Below are 7,591 nucleotides of genomic sequence, written 5' to 3'. Positions count from 1 at the left end.
GGATATCCCCTAAGTTGAAAGCCGGTGAGGCAAAAACAAGCCGCCATTGTAGCCGACGAAGCCCCGACTTATCCACACGAAGGTTGTGCACCTCCCATGAAGAATCAGTGATTTATACGAAAAAAAGACGACCAGCGGTCTGTGCATAAGCTCTGTGGATAACCGGGCCTAAGGTCGTTGTACAAGTGGGGGCGAAACTCGGTGGATAACCACGCTGTGGATAAGTACCTCTTTCACACACAGCTTATCCGACAGCGCAGCACAGGGTTACCACCGTTTTCCACCGTAGTTGTCATTCTCTGTACATCACGACTTTAAAGGGCTTATGGCAGTTATCCACAGATGATCGTGCCCCTAGCTTTTATAAGCTTTACAGAAAAGCTTTAAATACTTTCCTTCTTAATTTCTATATCTAGCTAAGGAGCTCGGCAGGAAAACGCCTGAAGATCTATTTATAAGGAAACGCTGGTTGGAAATTGACCTAGAGGCTTGCTTTCTCTAGAATCCCCGGTCTCTTAAAACGGGGGCCATTCCGGCCCGTTGTGGACGAACCAGGTAACACGACAATGAAACGTACTTTCCAACCAAGCACTATCAAACGCGCTCGTACCCACGGTTTCCGTGCTCGCATGGCTACCAAAAACGGTCGCGCCGTCCTGTCGCGTCGTCGCGCCAAAGGTCGTGCGCGTCTGGCAGTTTGATAATCCGGCACTGGAGGTGAGTCAGGACTTCAGTCGGGAAAAGCGTCTGCTTACTCCCCGGCATTTCAAGGCAGTCTTTGACTCCCCTACCGGCAAGGTTCCGGGGAAAAATCTCCTGCTCCTTGCGCGCAACAACGATCTCGATCACCCCCGTCTCGGGCTGGTTATCGGGAAAAAGAGCGTAAAGCTCTCCGTCGAGCGCAATCGCCTCAAACGTCTGATGCGCGAATCGTTCCGTCTGAACCAGGACTCACTGGCCGGCTGGGACATCGTTATCGTCGCGCGCAAAGGTTTGGGTGACGTAGAAAACCCCGAATTGATTCAGCATTTCGGCAAACTCTGGAAGCGTCTGGCACGCAGCACGCCGGTACCAGCAGTCAAAACCGAAACTGTAGGGGTAGACAGTCCCGATGCGTAAACTGGCACTCGTTCCGATCCAGTTTTATCGCTATGCCATTAGTCCTCTGATGGCCAGTCACTGTCGTTTCTACCCCAGTTGTTCCTGCTACGCGTATGAAGCCATAGAAAATCATGGCCTTCTGCGCGGTGGCTGGCTGGCCTTTCGTCGTTTAGGTCGCTGTCATCCGTGGAATCCCGGTGGTTATGACCCGGTTCCATCTATCCCTACCTCCCGTTCTTCTTCGATGGCCGAGTAATCATGGATATCAAACGCACGATCCTGATCGTCGCCCTGGCAATCGTGTCCTACGTTATGGTTCTTAAATGGAACCAGGACTATGGCCAGGCTGCCCTGCCGACTCAGAATGTTGCTTCCAGTACTACCGCACCGGGCCTACCGGACACGGCGACTGGCAATAATGCTTCTGTCAGTGACGACATTCCACGCGCCGCAAGCGATACCAGTGCAACTGCACCTGCTGAAACACCAGTAGCTGCAAACAAAGACCTCATCCAGATCAAAACGGATGTGCTCAACCTGGCAATCGATCCACAAGGTGGCGATGTTGCCCAGTTGACGCTGCCGCTGTATCCACGTCGCCAGGACCATCCGGAAATTCCATTCCAGTTGTTCGATAACGGCAACGAGCGGACTTATCTGGCCCAGAGCGGTCTGATCGGCACCAACGGTCCGGACGCCAGTCCTGCCGGCCGTCCGGTTTACTCCTCGGAGAAGAAGATTTACCAACTGGCTGACGGTCAGGACCAATTGGTCGCAGACCTGAAGTTCAGCAAGGACGGCGTCAACTACATCAAGCGTTTCACCCTGAAACGTGGCCTGTATGACGTAACCGTTTCCTACCTGATCGATAACCAGAGTGCTCAGCCTTGGTCCGGTGCAATGTTCGCGCAATTGAAGCGTGACGCCAGCGGCGATCCTTCCTCAACCACCGCCACTGGTACTGCGACTTACCTGGGCGCTGCCCTGTGGACAAGTAACGAGCCGTACAAGAAAGTGTCCATGAAGGACATGGACAAGGCGCAGTTGAAGGAAACGGTCAGTGGTGGTTGGGTTGCCTGGTTGCAACACTACTTCGTCACCGCATGGATTCCGGCCAAGGGCGAAAATAACGTCGTCCAGACCCGTAAAGACAGCAAGGGCAACTACATCATCGGTTATACCGGCCCGGCAATGAGCGTCGCGCCAGGTGCAAAAGCCGAAACCAGTGCCGTTCTGTACGCGGGTCCAAAAAGCCAGGCCGTGCTGAAAGAGTTGTCCCCAGGTCTGGAACTGACTGTCGACTACGGCATTCTGTGGTTCATCGCCCAACCAATCTTCTGGTTGCTGGGACACATCCACGCAATCGTCGGTAACTGGGGCTGGTCGATCATCTTCCTGACCATGCTGATCAAAGGGATTTTCTTCCCGCTGTCGGCTGCCAGCTACAAATCCATGGCGCGCATGCGTGCGGTGGCACCGAAACTGGCTGCGCTGAAAGAGCAACACGGCGACGACCGGCAGAAAATGTCGCAAGCCATGATGGAGCTGTACAAGAAGGAGAAGATCAATCCGCTGGGTGGTTGCTTGCCAATCCTCGTGCAGATGCCGGTTTTCCTTTCGCTGTACTGGGTTCTGCTGGAAAGCGTTGAAATGCGCCAAGCGCCGTTCATGCTGTGGATTACTGACCTGTCGATCAAGGATCCGTTCTTCATTCTGCCGATCATCATGGGTGCAACCATGTTCATCCAGCAGCAGCTGAACCCGACTCCTCCGGACCCGATGCAGGCCAAGGTGATGAAGTTGATGCCAATCATCTTCACCTTCTTCTTCCTGTGGTTCCCGGCAGGTCTGGTGCTGTACTGGGTAGTGAACAACTGCCTGTCGATCGCCCAACAGTGGTACATCACTCGTAAAGTCGAAGCAGCTACCAAAGCAGCTGCCTGATTTACACTGTGGATAACCACTCAAAACGCCCCCTAGTGGGGCGTTTTGCTATCTGTCACTTTTGTCTGGATAACGGTTTATGAGCGTTCCTCGTGAAACCATCGCCGCCGTCGCCACCGCTCAAGGTCGCGGTGGTGTGGGCATCGTCCGTATTTCCGGGCCGCTGGCGAGTGTTGCGGCCAAGGCCTTCAGCGGTCGTGAACTCAAGCCGCGATTCGCCCACTACGGCCCGTTCCTCAGTGAAAACGATGAGGTGCTGGATCAAGGTATCGCCCTGTATTTTCCCGGCCCGAACTCATTCACCGGTGAAGATGTGCTGGAACTACAGGGACATGGCGGTCCTATAGTTCTGGATATGCTGCTCAAGCGTTGCCTGGAACTGGGCTGTCGGTTGGCCCGGCCGGGTGAATTCAGCGAGCGCGCGTTCCTCAATGACAAACTCGACCTGGCTCAGGCCGAGGCCATCGCTGACTTGATCGAAGCGAGTTCTGCACAGGCTGCACGAAATGCCCTGCGTTCCTTGCAGGGCGCATTCTCCGAGCGTGTGCATAACCTCACCGAGCAATTGATTGGCCTGCGCATCTATGTCGAAGCGGCGATCGACTTCCCTGAAGAAGAAATCGACTTCCTCGCCGATGGTCACGTACTGAGCATGCTCGACAAAGTGCGTGACGAGTTATCCACCGTACTACGCGAAGCCGGGCAAGGTGCCTTGCTGCGTGACGGGATGACCGTGGTGATCGCCGGCCGACCGAATGCCGGTAAGTCCAGCCTGTTGAATGCACTGGCCGGTCGTGAAGCCGCGATCGTCACCGAGATTGCCGGCACCACCCGGGACATTCTTCGTGAACATATCCACATCGATGGTATGCCGCTGCACGTGGTCGACACCGCAGGTCTGCGAGATACCGACGACCAGGTGGAAAAAATCGGCGTTGAACGGGCATTGAAAGCGATCGGCGAGGCTGATCGCGTGCTGTTGGTGGTCGATGCGACGGCTCCTGAGGCACTTGATCCGTTCGCGTTATGGCCTGAATTTCTGGAAATCCGTCCCGATCCGGCGAAAGTCACGCTGATCCGAAACAAAGCTGACCTCACTGGCGAAGCCATTGCCCTGGAAGTCAGCGAGGATGGCCACGTCACCATCAGCCTGAGCGCCAAATCTGCAGGTGAAGGGCTGGAATTGCTGCGTGACCACCTTAAGGCGTGCATGGGCTACGAACAGACCTCGGAAAGCAGCTTCAGTGCTCGCAGGCGTCACCTTGAAGCGTTGCGTCACGCCAGTGCTTCCCTTGAGCACGGCCGGGCACAGCTGACCCTGGCGGGTGCCGGTGAACTGTTAGCCGAGGATTTGCGACAAGCCCAACACGCTTTGGGTGAAATCACTGGTGCATTCAGCTCCGATGACCTGTTGGGACGGATCTTTTCCAGCTTCTGTATCGGTAAATAATCTTCCCCGTTGTCCACAGACAGGCCATTAGTGCCTGTCTGTTCCCTCCTTTTCTCGAATTCTCTTCCAGTGCTGAGCAGATTCTTTCTGCTTGAGCGGATTTCCCGAGCCCTGGATTTGCTTATTCAGCAGTTTTCTGTGGATTAAGCCCTGTGAATAACTGCCTCTAAGGGCAGTTGATAACAGGGCCTCAAAACTGAAGATAACCGCCCCTGTGGATAAGCACCCCTTTAATCCACAGGCTTAAACCGGTTATCCAAGGGCCTCATTGGCACATGACCACAGGGTTTTGAATCTCTGTACATATTGAATATAAAGGCCTGTAGAGATCTATCCACAGAAATGTGGCTCAGTAGAAATAAACATAAAAACAAAGATTTAATAAATTTCTCTCTTTTTAATTTCTATAACCGCGACTTCTCCACAGCTGGTTAAATTTTGTGCAAAGGGTTCTTTAGGAAGGGCGAAGTCCCTATACTTGCCGACCAGGTCCAAAAACCTGAGCTCAAACTATTCCTGATTACCTAACTGAAGCAGGCACGAGGTGCGTGGTGGATTTCCCTTCCCGTTTTGAAGTGATCGTCATCGGCGGCGGTCATGCCGGTACCGAGGCAGCACTGGCGTCAGCACGCATGGGGGCAAAAACCCTGTTGTTGACGCATAACGTGGAAACCCTCGGTGCCATGAGTTGCAACCCCGCTATCGGTGGGATTGGCAAAAGCCATCTGGTCAAGGAAATCGATGCCCTCGGCGGCGCGATGGCCATAGCTACCGATAAAGGTGGTATTCAATTTCGCGTATTGAACAGCCGCAAAGGCCCGGCCGTGCGGGCAACCCGCGCTCAGGCTGATCGGGTTCTGTACAAGGCCGCTGTCCGCGAAATCCTCGAAAACCAGCCGAACCTGTGGATATTTCAACAGGCAGCCGACGACCTGATCGTCGAGCAGGAACAAGTGCGCGGTGTTGTCACCCAAATGGGCCTGCGTTTCTTGGCCGATTCCGTGGTGTTGACCACTGGCACCTTCCTCGGTGGACTTATCCACATCGGAATGCAGAATTTTTCCGGTGGCCGTGCCGGTGATCCGCCGTCGATCGCCCTGGCTCACCGTTTGCGTGAATTGCCATTGCGCGTTGGTCGCCTGAAAACCGGCACACCGCCACGTATCGACGGTCGTTCTGTGGATTTCTCGGTGATGACCGAGCAAGCAGGCGATACACCGATCCCGGTGATGTCGTTCATGGGTTCCAAAGAGCAGCATCCGAAACAGGTCAGCTGCTGGATTACCCACACCAACGCCCGCACCCACGAAATTATTGCCGCTAACCTTGATCGTTCGCCGATGTATTCCGGTGTAATCGAAGGTATCGGCCCGCGTTACTGCCCGTCGATCGAAGACAAGATCCATCGCTTTGCCGACAAGGAAAGCCATCAGGTCTTCATCGAACCGGAAGGCCTGACGACCAACGAGCTGTACCCGAACGGGATATCCACATCCCTGCCATTCGACGTACAACTGCAGATCGTGCAATCGATCCGCGGGATGGAAAACGCGCATATCGTTCGCCCGGGCTACGCCATCGAATACGACTACTTCGACCCGCGTGACCTGAAGTACAACCTGGAAACCAAAGTCATCGGCGGTCTGTTCTTCGCCGGACAAATCAACGGCACCACCGGTTACGAAGAAGCCGGCGCCCAGGGTTTGCTGGCAGGGGCCAACGCCGCACTGCGTGCTCAGGGCAAAGATGCCTGGTGCCCGCGTCGCGACGAGGCATACATCGGAGTGTTGGTCGACGACCTGATTACTTTGGGTACCCAGGAACCGTATCGGATGTTCACGTCCCGCGCCGAATACCGCCTGATCCTGCGCGAAGACAACGCCGACCTGCGCTTGACCGAAAAAGGTCGCGAACTGGGTCTGGTGGATGACGCGCGTTGGGCTGCGTTCTGCACCAAACGCGAAAGCATTACGCTGGAAGAACAACGCTTGAAAAGTACCTGGGTTCGCCCAGGCACCGAGCAAGGCGATGCGATTTCCGAGAAATTCGGCACGCCGCTGACCCACGAATACAACTTGCTCAACCTGCTGAGCCGTCCGGAAATCGACTACGCTGGTCTGATCGCCGTGACCGGTGGCGGCGCAGAAGATCCACAAGTCGCCGAGCAGGTCGAAATCAAGACCAAATACGCCGGTTACATCGATCGTCAACAGGATGAAATCGCACGGCTGCGGGCCAGCGAAGACACAAAACTGCCTGTGGATATCGATTACACGAATATTTCCGGTCTCTCCAAAGAGATCCAGAGCAAGCTCGGTGCGACCCGTCCAGAGACTTTAGGCCAGGCGTCGCGTATCCCGGGTGTGACGCCGGCAGCGATTTCGCTGTTGATGATTCATTTGAAAAAACGCGGCGCGGGCCGTCAGTTGGAGCAAAGCGCTTGAGTTCGTTGGTCACCTCGCAACACGCAGAAGAGTTATCCACAGGTGCTCGCCAGCTCGGTGTCACGCTGACAGAAACCCAGCATGCTCAGCTGCTGGGTTATCTGGCCCTGTTGATCAAATGGAACAAGGCTTACAACCTGACCGCCGTACGCGATCCGGATGAAATGGTTTCCCGTCACTTGCTCGATAGTTTGAGCGTGATGTCGTTCGTCGAAAACGGTCGCTGGCTGGACGTCGGCAGCGGTGGTGGCATGCCGGGTATTCCGTTGGCCATCCTGTTTCCAGGGTCCCAAGTGACCTGCCTGGACAGCAACGGCAAGAAAACCCGCTTCCTGACCCAGGTCAAACTCGAACTCAAACTGGATAACCTGCAAGTTATCCACAGTCGCGTCGAAGCTTTTCAGCCTGATCAGCCATTCAACGGGATCATTTCCCGGGCGTTCAGCAGCATGGAGAACTTCAGCAACTGGACTCGCCACCTCGGCGACACCGAAACACGTTGGCTGGCAATGAAGGGCGTTCATCCCGCCGATGAGCTGGTAGCATTGCCGGCAGACTTCCACCTCGATAGCGAACACGCCCTGGCCGTACCCGGTTGCCAAGGCCAACGCCATCTGCTGATACTGCGCCGCACGGCATGATTGGGAACACA

7 protein-coding genes are annotated in these 7,591 nt (G+C 55.2%); all 7 read left to right on the top strand.

The window, feature by feature from the left end; genetic code table 11:
• Positions 1 to 566: 566 nt before the first annotated feature.
• The 7 genes from rpmH to rsmG all read left to right on the top strand — a co-directional run bounded on the left by rpmH (position 567) and on the right by rsmG (position 7,580).
• Positions 567 to 701, top strand: coding sequence for a 50S ribosomal protein L34 (gene rpmH / locus ACA056_RS28990; protein WP_003213577.1), 135 nt, complete (start codon positions 567 to 569; stop codon positions 699 to 701).
• A gap of 16 nt (positions 702 to 717) precedes the next feature.
• A complete protein-coding gene (gene rnpA / locus ACA056_RS28985; protein WP_031319201.1) occupies positions 718 to 1,119 on the top strand; it encodes a ribonuclease P protein component in 402 nt (133 codons plus the stop codon).
• A complete protein-coding gene (gene yidD, locus ACA056_RS28980; RefSeq protein ID WP_074872215.1) occupies positions 1,112 to 1,357 on the top strand; it encodes a membrane protein insertion efficiency factor YidD in 246 nt (81 codons plus the stop codon). Before rnpA ends, yidD begins: the two co-directional genes overlap by 8 nt.
• A 2-nt stretch (positions 1,358 to 1,359) precedes the next feature.
• Complete coding sequence (gene yidC / locus ACA056_RS28975; RefSeq protein WP_497269568.1) at positions 1,360 to 3,045, top strand: membrane protein insertase YidC; 1,686 nt, start codon at positions 1,360 to 1,362, stop codon at positions 3,043 to 3,045.
• A gap of 79 nt (positions 3,046 to 3,124) precedes the next feature.
• The gene (mnmE, locus tag ACA056_RS28970; RefSeq protein WP_033059689.1) at positions 3,125 to 4,495 is read left to right on the top strand and encodes a tRNA uridine-5-carboxymethylaminomethyl(34) synthesis GTPase MnmE; all 1,371 of its coding nucleotides are present in this window, start codon (positions 3,125 to 3,127) and stop codon (positions 4,493 to 4,495) included.
• 551 nt (positions 4,496 to 5,046) lie between these two features.
• A complete protein-coding gene (gene mnmG / locus ACA056_RS28965; RefSeq protein ID WP_497269566.1) occupies positions 5,047 to 6,939 on the top strand; it encodes a tRNA uridine-5-carboxymethylaminomethyl(34) synthesis enzyme MnmG in 1,893 nt (630 codons plus the stop codon).
• Positions 6,936 to 7,580 carry a 16S rRNA (guanine(527)-N(7))-methyltransferase RsmG gene (gene rsmG / locus ACA056_RS28960; RefSeq protein WP_497269564.1) on the top strand — a complete coding sequence of 215 codons (645 nt, stop codon included), beginning with the start codon at positions 6,936 to 6,938 and terminating at the stop codon, positions 7,578 to 7,580. The genes mnmG and rsmG overlap by 4 nt, the downstream gene beginning before the upstream one ends.
• Positions 7,581 to 7,591 lie beyond the last annotated feature (11 nt).

This window comes from Pseudomonas sp. LBUM1666 (assembly GCF_059695775.1).
The sequence above is the reverse complement of the archived record's forward strand: the minus strand, read 5'-3'. Positions and strand labels throughout refer to the sequence as shown.

Excerpts from the sequence above, each read along its gene's own strand:
- rpmH (WP_003213577.1), top strand. The coding sequence starts at position 567 with ATGAAACGTACTTTCCAACCAAGCACTATCAAACGCGCTCGTACCCAC.
- yidD (WP_074872215.1), top strand. The coding sequence starts at position 1,112 with ATGCGTAAACTGGCACTCGTTCCGATCCAGTTTTATCGCTATGCCATT.
- yidC (WP_497269568.1), top strand. The coding sequence starts at position 1,360 with ATGGATATCAAACGCACGATCCTGATCGTCGCCCTGGCAATCGTGTCC.
- mnmE (WP_033059689.1), top strand. The coding sequence starts at position 3,125 with ATGAGCGTTCCTCGTGAAACCATCGCCGCCGTCGCCACCGCTCAAGGT.